This window comes from Runella sp. (assembly GCF_965279615.1).
Lineage (GTDB): Bacteria > Bacteroidota > Bacteroidia > Cytophagales > Spirosomataceae > Runella.
This window is the reverse complement of sequence record NZ_OZ257252.1, coordinates 376,956-393,013: the sequence shown is the minus strand read 5'-3', so window position 1 is coordinate 393,013 and position 16,058 is coordinate 376,956. Positions and strand designations below refer to the sequence as shown.

The 16,058-nt window shown below is 42.1% G+C and carries 13 protein-coding genes; 5 read left to right on the top strand and 8 right to left on the bottom strand.

Features of this window, described 5'->3' with window-relative positions; translation table 11 throughout:
* Nucleotides 1-134 precede the first annotated feature (134 nt).
* Genes ACQY73_RS01675 through ACQY73_RS01655 form a run of 5 tightly spaced genes read right to left on the bottom strand, consistent with a single transcriptional unit; the run spans nucleotide 135 to nucleotide 3,788 of the window.
* The gene (locus tag ACQY73_RS01675) at nucleotides 135-1,268 is read right to left on the bottom strand and encodes an amidohydrolase family protein (protein WP_428668601.1); all 1,134 of its coding nucleotides are present in this window, start codon (nucleotides 1,266-1,268) and stop codon (nucleotides 135-137) included.
* A gap of 12 nt (nucleotides 1,269-1,280) precedes the next feature.
* A complete protein-coding gene (locus ACQY73_RS01670; protein WP_428660565.1) occupies nucleotides 1,281-1,679 on the bottom strand; it encodes a HEPN domain-containing protein in 399 nt (132 codons plus the stop codon).
* Nucleotides 1,676-1,999, bottom strand: a complete 324-nt coding sequence (locus tag ACQY73_RS01665; RefSeq protein ID WP_428660562.1) for a nucleotidyltransferase domain-containing protein — start codon at nucleotides 1,997-1,999, stop codon at nucleotides 1,676-1,678. Before ACQY73_RS01665 ends, ACQY73_RS01670 begins: the two co-directional genes overlap by 4 nt.
* Before the next feature lie 18 nt (nucleotides 2,000-2,017).
* Complete coding sequence (gene ispF, locus ACQY73_RS01660) at nucleotides 2,018-2,506, bottom strand: 2-C-methyl-D-erythritol 2,4-cyclodiphosphate synthase (RefSeq protein WP_428660560.1); 489 nt, start codon at nucleotides 2,504-2,506, stop codon at nucleotides 2,018-2,020.
* 40 nt (nucleotides 2,507-2,546) lie between these two features.
* The gene (locus ACQY73_RS01655) at nucleotides 2,547-3,788 is read right to left on the bottom strand and encodes a M16 family metallopeptidase (protein ID WP_428660557.1); all 1,242 of its coding nucleotides are present in this window, start codon (nucleotides 3,786-3,788) and stop codon (nucleotides 2,547-2,549) included.
* 209 nt (nucleotides 3,789-3,997) lie between these two features.
* On the opposite strand from ACQY73_RS01655, the gene ACQY73_RS01650 reads away from it, so the two are divergent.
* Complete coding sequence (locus ACQY73_RS01650) at nucleotides 3,998-5,104, top strand: tetratricopeptide repeat protein (RefSeq protein ID WP_428660553.1); 1,107 nt, start codon at nucleotides 3,998-4,000, stop codon at nucleotides 5,102-5,104.
* Nucleotides 5,105-5,107: 3 nt separating this feature from the next.
* Here the strand turns inward: ACQY73_RS01650 and ACQY73_RS01645 are convergent, their stop codons facing one another.
* The 3 genes from ACQY73_RS01645 to ACQY73_RS01635 all read right to left on the bottom strand — a co-directional run bounded on the left by ACQY73_RS01645 (nucleotide 5,108) and on the right by ACQY73_RS01635 (nucleotide 8,321).
* Nucleotides 5,108-5,662, bottom strand: a complete 555-nt coding sequence (locus ACQY73_RS01645; protein WP_428660551.1) for a WD40/YVTN/BNR-like repeat-containing protein — start codon at nucleotides 5,660-5,662, stop codon at nucleotides 5,108-5,110.
* A 152-nt stretch (nucleotides 5,663-5,814) separates the two neighbouring features.
* Nucleotides 5,815-7,326 (bottom strand): gluconokinase, encoded by a 1,512-nt coding sequence (locus tag ACQY73_RS01640; RefSeq protein ID WP_428660549.1) that lies wholly within the window; start codon nucleotides 7,324-7,326, stop codon nucleotides 5,815-5,817.
* Nucleotides 7,327-7,445: 119 nt separating this feature from the next.
* A complete protein-coding gene (locus ACQY73_RS01635) occupies nucleotides 7,446-8,321 on the bottom strand; it encodes a helix-turn-helix domain-containing protein (protein ID WP_428660546.1) in 876 nt (291 codons plus the stop codon).
* A 161-nt stretch (nucleotides 8,322-8,482) separates the two neighbouring features.
* Between ACQY73_RS01635 and ACQY73_RS01630 the strand changes: the two genes are divergently transcribed.
* The 4 genes from ACQY73_RS01630 (at nucleotide 8,483) to gnd (ending at nucleotide 15,913) form a co-directional block, all read left to right on the top strand.
* Nucleotides 8,483-11,674, top strand: coding sequence for a SusC/RagA family TonB-linked outer membrane protein (locus tag ACQY73_RS01630; RefSeq protein ID WP_428660543.1), 3,192 nt, complete (start codon nucleotides 8,483-8,485; stop codon nucleotides 11,672-11,674).
* A 68-nt stretch (nucleotides 11,675-11,742) separates the two neighbouring features.
* Nucleotides 11,743-13,263: a SusD/RagB family nutrient-binding outer membrane lipoprotein gene (locus ACQY73_RS01625; protein ID WP_428660541.1), complete on the top strand. Its 1,521-nt coding sequence runs from the start codon at nucleotides 11,743-11,745 to the stop codon at nucleotides 13,261-13,263.
* Between the two features lie 262 nt (nucleotides 13,264-13,525).
* Nucleotides 13,526-14,530, top strand: a complete 1,005-nt coding sequence (locus ACQY73_RS01620; RefSeq protein WP_428660538.1) for a hypothetical protein — start codon at nucleotides 13,526-13,528, stop codon at nucleotides 14,528-14,530.
* A 477-nt stretch (nucleotides 14,531-15,007) separates the two neighbouring features.
* Nucleotides 15,008-15,913, top strand: a complete 906-nt coding sequence (gene gnd / locus ACQY73_RS01615) for a phosphogluconate dehydrogenase (NAD(+)-dependent, decarboxylating) (protein ID WP_428660536.1) — start codon at nucleotides 15,008-15,010, stop codon at nucleotides 15,911-15,913.
* Nucleotides 15,914-16,058: the final 145 nt, after the last annotated feature.

Here is a 16,058-nt window from a genome sequence, read left to right as displayed (position 1 = left end):
ACCGAGTAAGATATTAATGCAAAAATGCTTCTTTTACAAATAACTTCAAACTTTATAATGACATTCCCCTATTGAGTTACACTCGATCCTCCTCCTCTATTTCTATAAATCTCTCATTTTAATTTCATGCTTCACTAATCAGGAAACTGCGTTTTGTCAATGCCGGGAATGATCCGCAACGCATTTTTATAATAGACTTTTTTCAAAACCTCATCGGACAACCCCATTCCGTACATTCGCCAAAATGCGTGGTACTTTTTGTGGTAAGGGAAATATTCATCTTCGGTTTCCAGCACTCTGAAATAGGTCGCGTATTCGGAAGGCACCCAACTGTCTTTTCCAAACAGAATTCGATCCTGCCATTTGGTAAAAAATGCCTTAGCAGCGCGCGGCTGACGGCCCAGTTCGGCAATGACCGCACCAATTTCGACGTTCATATTGGGGAACTTCTTCATTAGGCTGTCAAGTTTTTTCAAATCATTCGGATACCACCCCATGTGTGCATTGATAAAAACAGTCTTGGGATGGCGTGCAAAAACGGCGTGTTGTTCACGCATCAATGAATCAAACGGAACGGGGTCATTGTTGCTTCGTTTGCGTCCGGCGTGGGTTTTTAATTCCAACCAACGCTCATTGTAGCGGTCCATCGGGTCCCAAAAAGATTTAGGGTCGGCGGTGTGAATAATGACCGGAATGCCTAATTCTCCGCATTTGGCCCAAATAGGATCAAGACGCGGGTCGCTTACGGCTACCCGTTTTCCGTCGGTATCTTTGACACCGCTGAAACCGAGGTTCTTGTATACTTTCATTCCTACAGCTCCCGCTTTTACATCGTCTTCAATCTGTTTGGCGGCCCTCGCTCCCCAACCCGGCGAACCGATGTTTTTGAGTTCGGGATTGGTAAACACCAGAAAGCGTTTCGGATAATTTTTACGGGCATTGGCAATGGCGCCGTTGATGGTGGACGTACCTTCCTCCCACTGCTGCGAAAATCCTCGCCCGCTCAGGTTGACCATGATTCCCATGTTCAACGCGTCCATATCAGCTACCAATTTGGACAGATCCTGCGAATTCATGCCATACTGATGATTGTGCACATCAATGAATGGAAATTTAGAGCGTGTGACCTTGTGTTCCGTTACTTTAAGCGTAGAAATGGGATCATATTCTTCAAAACCGAGCGGTTGCTCAATAGAGCCATTATTAGTGGTTTGGCCGCAAGCTGCCAACGTAATCAGGCTACAGAGAAAGGTAAGGTGTTTCTTCATCATTTATGGCACTTAATTTTCAAAATGTTTTCTTAAATAATCAGAGATAGTATTGACAAATAAAGCAGCTTCTTCAAAACTACGAGTTGCTTCTTCCAACGAAACATTATAATCATTGTCATAGTCTCCATTTTGACGAAGACTGAAAGAATCATTGATGATATTATTGAATGAATCAGGAAAAATACTGCTTTTAATAAACAGCTCTCTAAATTTTGTATGTGCTCCTGTATGGGTTTTAGCGGCAGCATTTTGAAAGGCCAATCCTGCCTGAATCATATCAAAAATAGCGTAATAACTGCGATTGCAGGCGGCTTCAAACCTTTTTCCCTCTAACAAATACAGTGAATCAGAAAGGCAATCATGCGCTTTCTGAATGTACTTTTCGATTTCCTGTTGAATTGTAATCATATTTCCTTGCCCTCAAATCGAATAGTCTGATAAAAAGGAAGCGGAGACTCCACTACCCGATTCAAGCTGACCGGCAAAATAGCCACTAACTTATCATACTTTAAGGTCAATTTACTGACAACATCACTCAAAAAAAACACTTCCTTACCACTCTGTACTTTTTCATCATTCAATACCACCAAAAAGTCTACATCCGACTCTTCATGGAAATCTCCACGTGCATATGATCCAAATAAAATAAGCTTCGCAAAACGACTGCCATAGCGCTCGTTAAGACTTTGTTTAAACTCTAAAGCTAATTTTTGAATGATACTGTCCATTTCGATTATTGGCTTTTGCTATGATTCTCCCGGTTTATAAATCAGCGCAACACAGTGCGCGGCAATGCCTTCTTTCCGACCTACAAAACCCATCCACTCGGAGGTAGTAGCCTTGATGGAAATGTCTTCCACGGGAATGTTCATCACGTCAGACAGACATTCTTTCATGGCAGGAATGTACGGGTTCAGTTTAGGTTCCTGTAATACCACTGTGGCGTCTACATTTCCTACTTCATACCCTGCTTCCCGAATCATTTCCATCACTTTCGACAACAACAATTTACTGTCTACTCCTTTCCATTGCGGGTCTTTGTCCGAAAAATGAAACCCGATATTACGCATGTTGGCGGCTCCCAGCAGCGCATCACAAATAACGTGGCACACTACATCGGCGTCTGAATGCCCTTTAGCGCCGTGCGTGTGCGGAATTTTAATGCCTCCCAACCAAAAATCTCTTCCTTCTTCCAGTTTATGAACGTCGTACCCTGAACCAACTCTGAATTTCATCTTTCTTATTTTGTTACAACCTTAATTGACTGTCAGCACTTTAAGCATTTATCGCTTTATAATATAAGGTTGACGTATTCTCTTTTGTCAGCAACTCTTTTGCTTTCTCCTGAATTCCCTGCACACTGACCGCCTGAATTTTCTCCGCTTCCTGATTGACCAGATCGGCGTTGCCTGAATTGGCTGCGTAGGCCAAATTCATAGCGCGATTGAGCAGTTCGATCTCCGAAAACGCCAATGTGGATTCTGCCTGATTTTTCACTTTAGCCAACTCCCGATCAGGCATCTGAATTTCAGTCAATTCCTGTAATACTTCTTCAATGGCTGCATCTGCTTCTTCCAAAGGAACACCCGAATTCAGATTTCCCTGTATCACGAACAGTCCCGGGTCGATTGAAGATGTGGTATAAGCGTTGATATTGGCAAACAGGGGTCTTTCTTTTAATAATTTTTGGTACAAACGGGCGGATTTACCCCGGCCCAAGACGTCGGTCATTAAATCAACGGTATAAAAATCGTCGGCAAAACGCCCTGAGGTGTGGTATACTTTGTAGATCGCATTGAGCGGTACTTTAGCCTCTACTTCGGCAAATCGCGCCGCCGTTTGCAACGGTTCTTTCGGCAAATTCCGCACGTATTTTTCACCGGGAGCAATCGGCCCAAACCATTTCTCCGCCAATGCTTTGATCTGAGGAACGGTTACATCACCCGCCACTACCAATATGGCATTATTGGGCAAGTAATATTTGTAAAAAAAGTGGCGAACATCGTCCAACGTAGCGTTTTCAATATGGCTTATCTCCTTTCCGATCGTAGCCCAGCGGTACGGGTGGACTTGATACGCCAACGGCCTTAATTTGAGCCAAACATCGCCGTAGGGTTGGTTAAGATACCGCTGTTTGAATTCCTCCACCACTACTTTCTGTTGTACCTCCAATACTTTCGGGTCAAAAGAAAGGCTCATCATGCGATCAGATTCGAGCCAAAAAGCAGTTTCCAGATTGACCGAAGGCAGTGTAATGTAGTAATTTGTAATATCAGGAGAAGTAAACGCGTTGTTTTCGCCGCCTACTTTCTGAAGCGGTTCATCATAGGCCGGTATATTTTTAGAACCGCCAAACATTAAATGTTCAAAAAGGTGGGCAAATCCCGTACGGTTTTCTTCCTCATCGCGCGACCCGACATTGTATAGGATATTGACCGCCGCCATTGGCGTTGCATGGTCTTCGTGTACGTAAATTTTGAGTCCGTTGTCAAGGGTAAAATGCTCGTATTGTATCATAGTGTAATAAGTTCACAGTCAATCGTCTAGGGTCCACAGTCAATTATAAAAAAAATGTTGACATAAAAATCTGTGAATCTTTCCCGTAAAAAACAAAAATCACTAAACTCTTTATTGGTGATTTAACGTTAAGGACAAAGCTAAAGGTTTCAAGCCGAATGCCAAAAATTAGCAGTTTCTATCTATTTTATTTGTCCGCTAACAGCCACATGAATCGAATCATTTTATTTATTTTTTTAGTTAGTGCCCCTTTTGCCAACGCTCAACTTTTATATGATCCTCCTACTCAAAACTTAGTTTTGGAAGTCATTGATCATATCTATAATTACGAATTTGGAGAAGCAGAGCCTTTGGCAAAACAAATCAAGGCAAAATACCCCAATCACCCCGTCAATTCTTTATTGAAAGCCATTCAATTGCATTGGCAATACTTACCCGTAAAAGACAATAAAGCAGTCAGCGGGCAGTACATGAATTTGCTGGAAGATTGTATAAATAAGGCGAAAGTTTTGGAAAAAGATAAAAAAACACGCCCCGAAGCAGCTTTTTTTTCAATGGCGGGGCATGGCTATGTTGCCTTAATTCATAATTATAACGATGATAAAATCAAAGCCGCTTCTGAAGGAAAAAAGGCCTATAATTACGTCATGGATGGCTTCAAATACATGGAGACCAATCCTGAATTCTATTTCTCGTCGGGTTTGTATAATTATTACGTCATCCGCTATCCCGAAGACCATCCGATCGTAAAGCCCCTGCTCCTTTTCTTTAAAGACGGAAATCGTGAAGAAGGCCTTCGTCAAATGGAAGTGGCAGCAAAAAAAGGAATTTTTACGCGTACGGAGTCTGCTTTTTATTTGGCTCGTATTTTTCTAAAACATGAGCTACGCTACGAAAAGGCTTCGGGTTATTTGGCATCTTTAACTCAAAAATACCCAAACAATCCCGTTTTTTTAATGAAAAACATTGAGGCCCTGCTGCTTCTGGGAAAGTATGAAGAAGCAGAGCCTTTTCTGGAGCGGTTTAAAAGAAGAACAGATAAATTTTTCCCTATCGCCGTCCAAACCTTTGAGGGCTTGTACGAAGAAAAGCATCTCAAAAATGACGTAGAAGCGACCAAATCCTACCAAGCCGCGCTTCGACAACCTTACGATACTGAGTATACCAAAGAATACCATGCATTTTCCTACGCGGGACTTGCCCGCATTGCCCACCGCGCAGGCGACCTAAGAAAAGCGGCCGCTTACTATAGAAAAGCGGAAGAACTTGCTGAGTATAAAGCCCTTATCAAGGAAATTAAGACATATTTTAAGTAATTTCTATTCGGGATTTCCCAAAGATGCAGAAAGCGTAGGAGCCACGGGCGCATTTTGGGTGTGCCATTGAGCATTCACTCGTTCGAATGTGGTGCCATTCAAAGTGGTGATTTGTAAAGCGCCCGTAGATAGGCTTTTAATATTGACCAACGTTTCAGTCGTGGGGGAATTTTCGGCATTCCAACTCGTTCCATCCCAATGCAGTATGGTACCGCCACTGCCTGCTGCCCAACCGTTTTTATCATCCTGAAGAAAGACAGACAAAAGATTGGCAGAACTGAAAATCAACACTTCACTCCATTTTTCGCCGTCCCAGTGCAAAATCGTCGCATTTTGTCCGACAGCCCATCCGTTGTCAGCATTCAGAAATTGAAAAGCGCTTAAACGTGCTTCAACGTTATCCTCCGACATTTCCCAAGTTGCTCCTTCATTTAGAGAGAGCTGTAGTTTTCCCTGTTCGTTCAAACGCCATTTTTTAGCGGTGTTTGTCGTGTTTTGCGCCCATGAGAAGGTGCTAACCAATAATAAAGCAACGGCCAATTTCACAATTCTATTCATTATTGTAAGTGGTTAGAGTAATTTCATACCTCAACCACATAAACCGTGCCAAAATTTATTTTATTGCATTTTTACCTAAAAATAGTATAACACAATTCTATAACAAATTGACTTTCAATTGCTTTATTTTTATTTAATTTTCTATTTCAGCATCACTGTAACGCCACCAAAGCATCAAAATCTTCCGCCAGTTTTTGGCTCAATCGGTCAAAGATTTCGGTAAAACGCGCATACCGTTCGTGGTTTTCTGCACTTGGCTGATAGGTTTCTACCGAACGAATGGTTTTAGCCGCCGCTTCCAAATCACTGAAAACACCCAGATGCGTCAGCGCCAGTAACGCAGCCCCTGCACTTGCACTGTCATGCTTATCATTGACATACACTTTCTTACCAAACACATCCGACAAAATTTGCGCAAAAAGCGGTAGCGTTGCATAAGCGCCGTTGATGTACAGATTTTGAATAGAACGGTATTGTTGAAGAAGCTTACCAATACTGTGCATTTCATAAATGATTCCTTCAACGGTTGCCCGAATAAAATTCCGCCGTTCGTGGGTAATATTGACACCGATATAGGCACCGCGTGCATTGGCATTCCACAAAGGTGCGCGTTCACCTAACAAATATGGCAAAAACAGCAATCCACCCGCCCCTGCCGGCACGCGCTCGGCTTCAATCAGCAATTGTTTAACCGTATGTTCCAAATTCAAATGGATGCCCGAAGCTCCGAATTGCTGAACAAACCATTCAAAAACAACACCGCCATTGTTGGTCGGCCCGCCTGAGATATAGGTTCCTTCATTCAACAGATAGTTAAAAAAGCGCTGTTTCGGGTCTTTGATCACCTGTTTTCCCGCCACGCGCATCGCCCCGCTTGACCCAATGGTAATGGTTGCATCTCCTTCAGTAATAACGCCGGCACCCAATGTAGCAAAACATCCGTCGCTTGCACCGATGATTATCTTTGCGGCACTAGTCAATCTAAAAAGGCGAACGTATTCTTTTTTAAGTTTCAATTCCGCAAAATCAATCGGCACCAATTCCGACAACTGGCTCGGTTTGATACCCGCGTAATTCAGCGCCGATGCTTCCCATTGATGCGAATGAATATTGAAAAGGCCGGTAGAAGACGCAATACTCTGATCTACCGCCAATTGTCCCGTCAATTGATAAATAATATATTCTTTGATCGAAATAAATTTATAGACCTTTTCAAACCAAGTAGCGGGCGAATGGGTACGAAACCAACGAATCTTGATCAAAGGAGACATCGGATGCACCGGCGTACCCGTCTGCTCATAGATCAGTCGACATTCGTCGGAATTTCGCAAGGCGTTGGCTTCGTCACGCCCACGGTTATCTGCCCAAATAACAGCATTCCGAATGGGTACACCCTGCTTATCAATGGGCAAAACGCTGTGCATGGACGCCCCGAAAACCAACGCAACAGGCTTGTGTTTTTTGGTCAATTCATCGTTCAACAGGCTTTTTAAGGCATACAAAACCGTCAGAAAAATCTGTTCCGGATCTTGCTCGCTATAATTAGGCTGCGGGTGAAACGTAGGATACGTTCCCTGTCGCCAACCGATAAGATTGGCGGCCTGGTCAAAAGCCGATACTTTTACTTTTGTAGTACCGATGTCTATGGTGACAATGCAATCCATTCGTTAGAGGCTGAAAATTGTGAATGAAAAATTTAGAGATTTGAGCGTGCCGATCATTGGTTTAAATCTTTTTAAAGTGACTGAGTGAAAAAGATGAGAGCACTTCTTTTACAAAACGTTTACTGTTTCCCCCGCTTTCGAAACTGCCCCGGAGTATAGCCTGTCAATTTTTTAAACGTCGTGGAAAAATGTTGCGAAGAGTAAAAGCCGGTATCCAATGCAATATCCGTAAGGCTTTTGGTCGTTTGCCGGAGCTGCTTCATTGCTTCAGCTATACGTATGTTAATGAGATAGTTAAGTGGTGAAAAACCCGAGTAAGCTTTTACTTTCTCCGTAAAGGCAGTGCTTCCCAAACCCACAACGGCAGCCATTTCTTCCACCGTCCACGGGTGGTCAAGACTATCACGAAGCAGTTGTTCCAGTTGGGCGAACGCCTGAGGGAAATCGCGGCGTTGGTTTTGTTGTTGACTGAGTTGCCGTACGATGGTGACCAATAACTCATCCAAAAGTTGATTGACGCGGGTCTGATAAGCAAATTCAGCCTGTTTCAATTCGGCCTCAATTCGTTGTATCAATTCGTAAAGCTGCCTGAAGTTGTTCAACACCATTGGCGATTGTGTCATAAACAATCGTCCCATCAATCGCTGATCTGACTCTACAATGGCCGACCAATTCCCCAAATAAAGATCTTTCGTAATTTCAAAGGATGCAGGCTCTAACGTAATCCATGCCAGACTGCCGATCTCAAGGGTGTTGGTCGGGCTGCCGTATCCATGCCATGGACATAAAACCACTACATCATTTGGGTATAAAACATGCCGTTGATTGTCGATCAACCACTCAAATTTTCCTTCAAGAATACATACGATCTGCATCCCTCCCCTTACCTGCACCGGCCATTCACCCAACCGAACGGTAGGGTTTTTTAGCCGTATCAATTCTCTGATATGCGGAAAGTCGATCAACGAAAAAGAAGGTGGGTTTTGGAGACTCATTAGCCAAATATAGCTATTATTAAATTTTTTAAATTAAACATTGAAATATTGCAAAATTCTACATCGTCTAATCGTAGAAGTTTTTTGCACAATTCTATGTTTTTTTTGCAATCAGTTCAACACCCTCAAATCAACTGCACATACAATCTTACTTTAGAAAGATGAGAAAACGATTACTCCTGCCCAGAGCAACCTTATTATTGATCGCACTCTTGGCCCTACAAACTGCCCTATGGGCACAAACACGCGTTAGTGGAACCGTTACCAACACCGCCGACAAATCTGCACTGGCGGGTGTATCAGTTCTTGTAAAAGGAACCAACACCGGTACTTCTACCGACGGAAACGGAAACTATACCATTTCAGCCCCGTCAGGCGCTACATTGGTTTTCAGTTTTATTGGTTACGGCACGAAAGAAGTTGCCTTGGGCAACCAAAGCAAAGTGGATGTTTCTCTGACAGAAAGCGCCGAAGCATTACAGGAAGTTGTGGTAACTGCATTAGGTATTAAGAAGGAATCCAAAAAATTGGGCTATGCCACTACCACTATCAATGCCGATGCTCTTACCGAAAACCGTTCTCCTAACTTTATGAATACCTTGCAGGGAAAAATTGCGGGGGTAAACATCTCAGGGTTAGGTACCGGTCCTGCGGGAACTTCTAAGATCCGTATTCGCGGGCAATCTTCCATTTCGGGACAAAACAACCCACTTATCGTAATCAATGGTGTGCCGATTGACAATACCAACTTTGGTACCAACCCCAACAACGCGGGTTCTGATAACTCTATCGGTGTAAGAGGGGGCGGAAATACATCCGACGGTGGCGACGGTCTTTCCAGCATCAACCCCGACGACATCGAAAGCATGACTGTTTTGAAAGGTGCGACTGCTGCTGCCTTGTATGGCTCGCGTGCCAAAGACGGCGTTTTGATGATCACTACCAAAACCAGAGGTAACACAAAAGGCATCGGTGTCAGCTTTAACAGTAACTACACCAACGAAACTCCGCTGGATTTCACGGATTATCAGTATGAATACGGTCAGGGAGAAAACGGCGTTCGTCCTACCACTCCTAACCCAACTTCCGGCCAATGGTCGTTCGGTGAAAAATTCCAACCCGGTATGACGCAGGTATTGTTTGATGGAGTTACTGTTCCATACGAGCCTGTCTATAACCGTATTCGCAAGTTTTACAGAAATGCCTCCAATTTCACAAATACCGTTAGTGTAGCATCAAACAGCGACAAAGGCGGCTTCAATCTGTCATTTGCCAACATGGACAGTAAAGGTATTGTGCCCAACAACAGCTTCAATCGTAAAACCATTAACTTGGGTTTTGCGTATGATTTGTCTAAAAAACTGAGTGTTTCGGGTAATATGAATTACTCAAACGAATTCAACAAAAACCCGCCTAACATTGCCAACCAAGACAACTCTATTCCAACGGCAATTTCCAACATGGCCAATTCTATGCCGCTTGATTTGTTGGAGGCTAAGAAATTCAATGCTGCCGGTAATGAGTTTATTTATTCACGGTTCATGAACCGTACCAACCCTTATTTTACGCTTTCGGAGCAATTTCAAAACATTCGTCGGGATCGCATTTTTGGCAATATTTCGTTAAAATACAATCTCTTGCCTTGGTTGTTTGTGCAAGGTCGGGTAGGCCAGGATTACTGGTCACGCGATCAGGATTACAACAACTTCCCAACGGGACAAGCTTCTTTGGCAGCGGCTCCTGTCGGCTTTGTTAACGGAACATATACGCAGGAATCAAGACGATTTAGAGAAACCAACGCCGACATCTTGATTTCAGGATCAAGGAAGTTCGGTGACTTCGGAATTGATTTCAATGTGGGGGGCAATCAAATGTACCGCCGCTCCGACCTAAACAGCGTACAGGTTCAGGATTTCGTAGTGAGAGGTTTATATACAGTGATGAACGGACGGGTGAAAGACCCGCAATATGGACTTTCTGAAAGAGCGGTTAACTCCGTCTATGGTTCGGCAGAATTTTCTTACAAAAACGTTCTTTTTGTCAACGCCACTGCCCGTAACGACTGGTTTTCAACGCTTTCCCCTGAAAACAGAAGTATTCTATACCCATCTGTATCAGGTAGTTTTGTATTCTCACAAGCCTTTAATTCCGTTCCAACTTGGTTAAGCTTTGGTAAGTTGAGAGCCGCGTATGCTCAGGTGGGAAGCGATACCGACGTGTCGCCTTATTCAAACAACTTATTTTACGGAATCAACTCCAACCTTTTTGGAGGGCAACCTGTGGGAGGCTCACAGGGAACTACGGTACCTAACGCTAACTTACGACCCATGCGCACGGCCGAAACCGAGCTTGGTTTGGAGTTAAAGTTATTCAACAATCGGGTTTCAATCGATGCGGCAGTTTATAGAAAAATCACGACTGACCAAATCGTATCTGCCCAAATTTCCGACGCTTCCGGATTTGTCACCACCTTGATTAACAGCGGGAAAAGCCAAAACCAAGGCATGGAACTATTGCTGAATTTGGTTCCTGTTAAATCAAGAGATTTCCAATGGGATTTTACCATCAATACTTCTTATAACAAAACCAAAGTATTGAGCTTAACCACCGATGATAACGGTATTGGCGACCGCGATTATAACAAAGATGGTCAAGCGGAGAGAATTACCGTAGGAACGCACGTTTTCAATGGAGAATTACGTCAGGTAGTTGGTCAGGAAATGGGTCAGATCTACGGGTTTGGATTTCGCAGAGATGCCAACGGACAAAAGATATTCGGCACCAACGGTATTGCCCTCCGCACAGCTGATCTGATCTCTTTTGGAAGTGCACTCCCTAAATGGATAGGAGGTTTCAACAACGCTTTCAGCTACAAGGGTATCAATCTTTCCTTCTTGATTGACTACAAATTGGGAGGCAAGATGCTCTCTGGAACCAACTTTAACCTCATTCGGGAAGGTCTTCACAAAATGACGTTGGAAGGAAGAGATGGCATCATAGGGGCCGGGGTAAATGAAAAAGGCGAGCCTAATACGGTAAAGGCCAACATCCAACCGTATTGGGAAGTAGTTCGTTCACAAGCCTTGATCGAGCCGGTTATATACGATGGAGGCTACTGGAAACTCCGTCAGATCACAGCCGGCTACGATTTCACCAAGTTTCTGCCTGCCCGATTCCCCGTAAAATCAGTCAAATTAAGCTTTGTTGCCAACAACGTACTGATGCTTAAAAAATGGGTAGACAACATTGATCCTGAGTCATTTGGTTATTCGTCAGACAACTTGGTAGGGATGGAATCTACCGGTCTGCCTACTACGCGCAGTATGGGCTTTAATTTGAACGTTAAATTTTAATAATGATTATTGATCTAGTGAAGCTTAACCTGCTGCATTACATCTGAAATCACCAAAATATACATGCAATGAAAAAGACACTCAGAAATATATTATTTTCGATTCCTATCCTGATTTTAGGGAGTTGCGATAACGGTTTTGACGAACTTAACGTCAACAAAACCGCTGCTACTGCCGTAGACCCTGCTTTTATCCTTAACAACGCTCTTGTAAACGTTTCCCCTCCAAGCGGGGTGGTTATTTACGAAATAGGCATCGTTCAGCAAATGGTTTCCCCCAACTCGGGAGTATTGACCGGAGCTAACTTTAATCAGGACAGTCGGGACAACACTCAGCAAACGTGGCAGCGGTATTACCGAAGCGTAGTTAGAAATACATACGATGTCATTTTGAAAGCAAAAGCACTGCCCAACCGACCCAATCTGTTGAGCATGGCACGCATCACGCAGGCGTACGCTTATATGGTCCTGACAGACACGTACGGCGATATTCCTTACACACAGGCGGCAAAAGGTTTTACCGACCAAGTCGTGCTTCCTAAATACGATACGCAGCAAGCTGTTTACACAGACATTATTAAAGAATTGACGGAAGCAACCGCAGCGTTGGATGCGACAAAAACCATCGAAACTGCCGATATTTTGTACAGTGGTGATGTAGCAAAGTGGAAAAAGTTTGGTTATTCGCTTTTGCTCAGAGCGGGAATGCGGCTTAGCAAAGTAGATGCCACCCAAGCCCAGCAGGTAGTTCAGAAGGCAATTGCCGGAGGTGTAATGACTGCCAATACCGACAATGCGGCTATCAAGCACGATGCCAACTATACAAACGGCCCGGGCCAAATGCTGAACTCTACCGAAGCGGCAAACTTTTATTTAGCGGCACCTTTTGCAGATTATCTGAAAAAGACCAACGATCCGCGTTTGAAATCCATTGCTGTACGCTACGTAGGTGCCGCTTCCGGTCCCGAACAGGTAGCAGCAAGAGCTTCCACTGACCCTGCGGTTCAGATTGGAATGCCGTTCGGATACGATAACAGCTCTATCGCAAACGTTGTAAAAACATTAGGTTTGAAGAGTTTTTATGATTTCAGTCAGGTGGACAGAACTCGTCTGGCAAAAAATCAGGCGCCTATGTTTTTTGTTACCTACGCACAAACCCAATTGTTGTTGGCAGAAGCTGCTCAACGCGGTTGGACGACCGGCTCAGTGGAAGATTTTTACAACAAAGGTGTAAGAGGCCATATGGAACAATTGGCTTCCGTTGATGCCAATGCTGCCGTACCTGCCGCTTCAATTGATTCCTACCTGAAAGAAAATCCTTTTGTAGCCGCCAACGCATTGGAGCAAATCAATACGCAATATTGGATTGCCTCTTTCATGAATGGTCCCGAAGCATTTGCCAATTTCAGAAGAAGCGGTTTTCCTAAATTAACCCCTAATCCATTCCCCGGAAAAGGGATTAAAGGTGACTTCATCAGACGTCTAACTTATCCAAACTCAGAGATCTCAGTCAATAGTGCCAATGTAAAAGAGGCCATTGCACGTCAGGGAGCGGATGACCTGGATACCAAAGTTTGGTGGGATAAATAGGGTAAAAGAGTTATCTTTATCCATGTGCTATTATCTTTTATTAAGTGTTATTAACTAACCTTTCAATGAAGATAATAGCACATAGATAGTATTATAAAAATCAATATTAACATGCACTATTTCCACTATCTATATACTCCTAGTAACCATCTAAAACTCTATTATTTTGGCAAAAATTTTAATTAAATAAACATGAAAAAATTTAAATCAAGGAAAGAAAAAAATCTATATTTGCAATGCAACTTAACTAATAAATAAGACAATGAAAAAAACTACAAAAAACTCAGCCTTTATTAATTTAAGTTTATTAGTCATCACAATAACATTCTTTGCAAGCTGTAGCAAAGATAACATCTTAGCTACTAAAGAAAATCCCTCTTTAATATCTATAGAGCGTGAGATTCTTAACTTTAAAAGTTTCGATACTTTTAAAGCTCTAACTCAAAAAGAAGTAATGGAATTTAATGAGTTTGAGCAAAAAGAAGATTTTACTTCATTAAGAGAACTTTACAGAAAAGCTCTGAAATCTCAGGACGAATTTGTAACCAGTTTAAAAAAACAAAATTTGACTCTATCTATTCTTCCATACCCCGATCTGGTAAATTCAAGTAAGCAATCATTTTATTTTTATTCCGACTCTCCCAATTCTTTTTACATGAATATTTCAAACGAAAAATATTCACCATGGGTAAATAAATATGGGCTAGTTCGCATAGGAGATTATTTAGTACAATTTTTAAAAGATGAGACAAAAACACTTTATATCGGAAAAGGCACCCTTAAAACGGGCGATTTGAATAAGATCATGAATGCTCATAAAAGTAATTTTGAAGAAAAATTAGAAGTTAAGAAAAATTCAATTTCAAGATTGAGGCTCAGTGAAAATTCAACTTGCGAGAATATTTCTGGAGATGACAAGGTCAATGGTCGATTAGGGATTATTGTTAACTGGTCTCCTAAATACGAATACGATCCAGTAACTGACAATAATATATATTTAGGCATGTTTCCATTTACAACTGTAACTATGCAGGTTGAAGGATGCTATAATTTTTTAGGCTCAGGAGTTTACCTCCCTTCATCACCTGTTGTGCTTACAGCGAGTTTTGATTATGGTAGTTCATATATATCCTATTCTAGTGGTTGGATAAATTCTTCAAGTTATTCCGCAACAATTGTTGATCAAGAAGGCTATAATAATGTTGCAAATGCAACATTCCAATTTAGAATGCAATCAGCAAATTGCATAATTAGTTTCAGCAATTAATTGAATTAAATTTAGTATTACTACTTATTCTTTACAAAGAACTTATTTTAGTTTGCAAAATAATTTTTCATTATTGTGGAGTATTTTTAAACTAAAAATACTCCACAATAATGAAAAATTTTCAATAGCTAGATTTATTTTTCACCAAAATAGTTAAGCATAAAGTTTTACCCAAATGCAAAGTATAAATAATTAAATAAAATTTTGTACCCAAATCCTACAAACTAATTCCAAACAGTTACATATAGGGTTCCGAGCAACTGCATTATGTAATTTTATTTGTCTTACTTTAAAAAGTGGTCATTCTCTGATCATTTATCAAGTAGTCAAAAAAATTATTCCAAAGTAAATTTAACTAAAAACTTGATTTACAACAAAATTTTGTTTATGAGATTAATTTGATTAGAATTAGTATTCTTTTTTATTTCATCTTTTCCTAGTAATTTCGCATTCATATATTTTAATCTTTTTTCATTAATGAGTCAAATCGGATTCGTTGGCCTCGGCAAAATGGGGTACAATTTAGCACTTAACTTACACCGTCATGGCTATGAAGTAGTGGCGTACGACGTCGCTACCGCCAACATTACGAATATTTCGCTCGAAGGCGTAGCACCTGCCTATAGCCTTGCCGAAATGTGCCAACAATTGGACGGTCGAAAAGTGATATGGCTCATGGTCCCCGCCGGCAAACCCGTTGACGATTGTATCGAAGCACTCATTCCCAATCTTAATCCGAACGACATCGTGATCGATGGCGGAAATTCTAATTTTAACGACTCGATTCGTCGCTATAAGTACCTCAAATCCAAGAATATAGACTATTTAGATTGTGGTACAAGCGGCGGTGTGGAAGGTGCTTTGTACGGAGCCTGTACCATGATCGGCGGCGAAGACGAAGTATTCAATCATTGCGCATCGGTATTTCGGGATATTTCGGTCGAAAACGGTTACCTGCACGCAGGCGGACCAGGTAGCGGCCACTTTGTAAAAATGGTGCATAACGGCATTGAGTACGGCATGATGCAGGCCATCGCCGAAGGTTTTGAAGTGATGGAACAATCAAAATACGACCTTGACCTCCAACAGGTAGCAAAAGTATTTAATCACGGCTCTGTGGTAAGAGGCTGGCTTATGGAGTTGGTTGAAAGTGCTTTTTCCAAAGATCCGAAATTGGATACGATCAAAGGAGTGATGCATTCGTCGGGAGAAGGGAAATGGACGCTCGAAACAGCGCTTGATATGGGAATTCCTACACCGGTCATCGCCCTTTCCTTGATCATGCGCTATCGCTCACAGCAGGATGATACCTTTACGGGCAAAGTAGTGGCAGCCCTGCGTAATGAATTCGGCGGCCACGCCGTTGAAAAAGCAACACCTTAATAATACATACTTTACCTTATTTTATACCACTTTACATTCTGTTTTTATTTATTTATCTATCTCTTACCCAATAACCCCTTACAAAAAAGCCCTGCTCGTAAGAGACAGGGCTTTTTTGTTTAAAATCAGCAAAACATAGCTGTTA

Bases quoted from the DNA above. Each gene is read 5' to 3' on its own strand.
- ACQY73_RS01625 (WP_428660541.1), top strand. From the start codon at position 11,743: ATGAAAAAGACACTCAGAAATATATTATTTTCGATTCCTATCCTGATT.
- ACQY73_RS01675 (WP_428668601.1), bottom strand. From the start codon at position 1,268: ATGAAGAAACACCTTACCTTTCTCTGTAGCCTGATTACGTTGGCAGCT.
- ACQY73_RS01635 (WP_428660546.1), bottom strand. From the start codon at position 8,321: ATGAGTCTCCAAAACCCACCTTCTTTTTCGTTGATCGACTTTCCGCAT.
- ispF (WP_428660560.1), bottom strand. From the start codon at position 2,506: ATGAAATTCAGAGTTGGTTCAGGGTACGACGTTCATAAACTGGAAGAA.
- ACQY73_RS01620 (WP_428660538.1), top strand. From the start codon at position 13,526: ATGAAAAAAACTACAAAAAACTCAGCCTTTATTAATTTAAGTTTATTA.
- ACQY73_RS01630 (WP_428660543.1), top strand. From the start codon at position 8,483: ATGAGAAAACGATTACTCCTGCCCAGAGCAACCTTATTATTGATCGCA.
- gnd (WP_428660536.1), top strand. From the start codon at position 15,008: ATGAGTCAAATCGGATTCGTTGGCCTCGGCAAAATGGGGTACAATTTA.
- ACQY73_RS01665 (WP_428660562.1), bottom strand. From the start codon at position 1,999: ATGGACAGTATCATTCAAAAATTAGCTTTAGAGTTTAAACAAAGTCTT.
- ACQY73_RS01670 (WP_428660565.1), bottom strand. From the start codon at position 1,679: ATGATTACAATTCAACAGGAAATCGAAAAGTACATTCAGAAAGCGCAT.
- ACQY73_RS01640 (WP_428660549.1), bottom strand. From the start codon at position 7,326: ATGGATTGCATTGTCACCATAGACATCGGTACTACAAAAGTAAAAGTA.
- ACQY73_RS01655 (WP_428660557.1), bottom strand. From the start codon at position 3,788: ATGATACAATACGAGCATTTTACCCTTGACAACGGACTCAAAATTTAC.
- ACQY73_RS01650 (WP_428660553.1), top strand. From the start codon at position 3,998: ATGAATCGAATCATTTTATTTATTTTTTTAGTTAGTGCCCCTTTTGCC.
- ACQY73_RS01645 (WP_428660551.1), bottom strand. From the start codon at position 5,662: ATGAATAGAATTGTGAAATTGGCCGTTGCTTTATTATTGGTTAGCACC.